The following is a 1,488-nucleotide window of genomic DNA, read 5'->3' as shown; positions in this document are numbered from 1 at the left end:
CGAGCACGCCGAGTACGGGCACTGGGAGCTCGACCGGTTGAGGCTGTTCCCCGACGGGAGCCGGACGGTCCGGCACCGGCCCGCCGCTCAGCCCAGCGCGGCCCGGACGGCGGCCGCCACCTCGCCCGCCCGCCCGGCGGTCAGCGGACGGCCCGCCCCGTCGGTCAGGTAGAACGAGTCGACGGCCTCCGCGCCGAGCGTGGAGACGTGCGCGGTGCGCACCCGCACGCCCGCCCCGTCCAGCGCCCGGCCGATCCGGTGCAGCAGCCCGGGGGCGTCGTGCGCGCGGACCTCCAGCACCGTCGCCGTCGCCGAGGCCACCGCGGGCGCCACCGCGACCATCGGCGGCGGGGTGGGGATGCCCCGGCGGCGCGGGGCGGCGGCGTCCCGCTCGGCGAGCCGGCGGGCGACGTCCAGCGAGCCGTCCAGCGCCCGGCGCAGGTCGGCCCGCAGCCGGGCCGCCTCCGGCAGCTCCCCGTACTCGGCCGCCACCCGCCAGGACAGCAGCAGCACCGGCCCGGCGCCCACCGGGTCCAGCTCGCGCAGCCCGGCCGAGCGGACGGCCAGCCGGTGCAGCGCGAGCACCCCGGCGGCCGTGCCGAGCAGCCCGGGCCGGTCCGGGACCGCCAGGTTCAGCTCGACGCCCATCGGCTCGGCGCCCACCGGCCCGCCCGGCCCCGACGCCTCGGACCGGGCCCGCAGCGACAGCGCGGGCTGCCCGGTGCGGGCGGCCTCGACCGCGAGCCGTTCCTGCTCCGCGGTCGGCGCCGTCTCCGCCGGCGGGGCGCCGGTACCGGCCAGCCGGCCGGCCACCCGGGCCACCAGGCCGTTCACCAGCGAGGCCCGCCAGCCGCTCCACGCGGCCGGGCCGGTGGCCAGCGCGTCGGCCTCGGTGAGCGCGTGCAGCAGTTCCAGCTCGGGCAGGGTGGCGACGACCTTGGTGACCGCCTCGACGGTGGCCGGGTCGTCCGGGGCCCGCCGGGTCGCGGTGTCCACCAGCATCAGGTGGTGGCGGACCAGCACCGCGAGGGTCTCGGTGTCCGCGGGGCCGAAGCCCATCCGGGCGCCGAGGTCGCGGACGATCACCTCGCCCGCCTCGCTGTGGTCCCCCGGCCAGCCCTTGCCGATGTCGTGCAGCAGCGCGGCGATCAGCAGCAGGTCCGGCCGGGCCACCCGGCGGGTCATCTCGGCGGCCCGCGCGGCCGTCTCGACCAGGTGCCGGTCCACCGTCCAGCGGTGCACCGCGTTGCGCTGCGGACGGCAGCGCACCCGTTCCCAGTCCGGCAGCAGCCGTCGGACCACTCCCTGCGCCTCCAGGGCCTCCCACACCGGTACGGCGGGCTCCCCCGCGCCCAGCAGGGTGACCAGCTGCTCGCGCGCCTCGTCCGGCCAGGGCACCGGCAGCGGGCGGCACTCGGCGGCCAGCCGGCGCACCGTGGCGTGGGAGAGGGCCAGCCCGTTCTGCGCGGCGGCGGCCGCGGCGCGCAG

The 1,488-nt window shown here is 80.0% G+C and carries 1 protein-coding gene and 1 pseudogene; one reads left to right on the top strand and one right to left on the bottom strand.

All coding sequences use genetic code 11. The features are described from left to right. A pseudogene (locus AB0E96_RS41085) lies at positions 1 to 79 on the top strand (DUF5703 family protein); the annotation flags it as partial. Between the two features lie 8 nt (positions 80 to 87). On the opposite strand, the gene AB0E96_RS41080 reads toward AB0E96_RS41085, so the two are convergent. Continuing rightward, positions 88 to 1,488 (bottom strand): HD domain-containing protein (locus tag AB0E96_RS41080; protein ID WP_359831938.1); only part of this gene is annotated, 1,401 nt, incomplete at its 5' end.

The sequence above is a fragment of the Kitasatospora sp. NPDC036755 genome, assembly GCF_040636595.1.
Classification (GTDB): Bacteria; Actinomycetota; Actinomycetes; order Streptomycetales; family Streptomycetaceae; genus Kitasatospora.
This window is presented reverse-complemented; position numbering and strand designations above follow the sequence as displayed.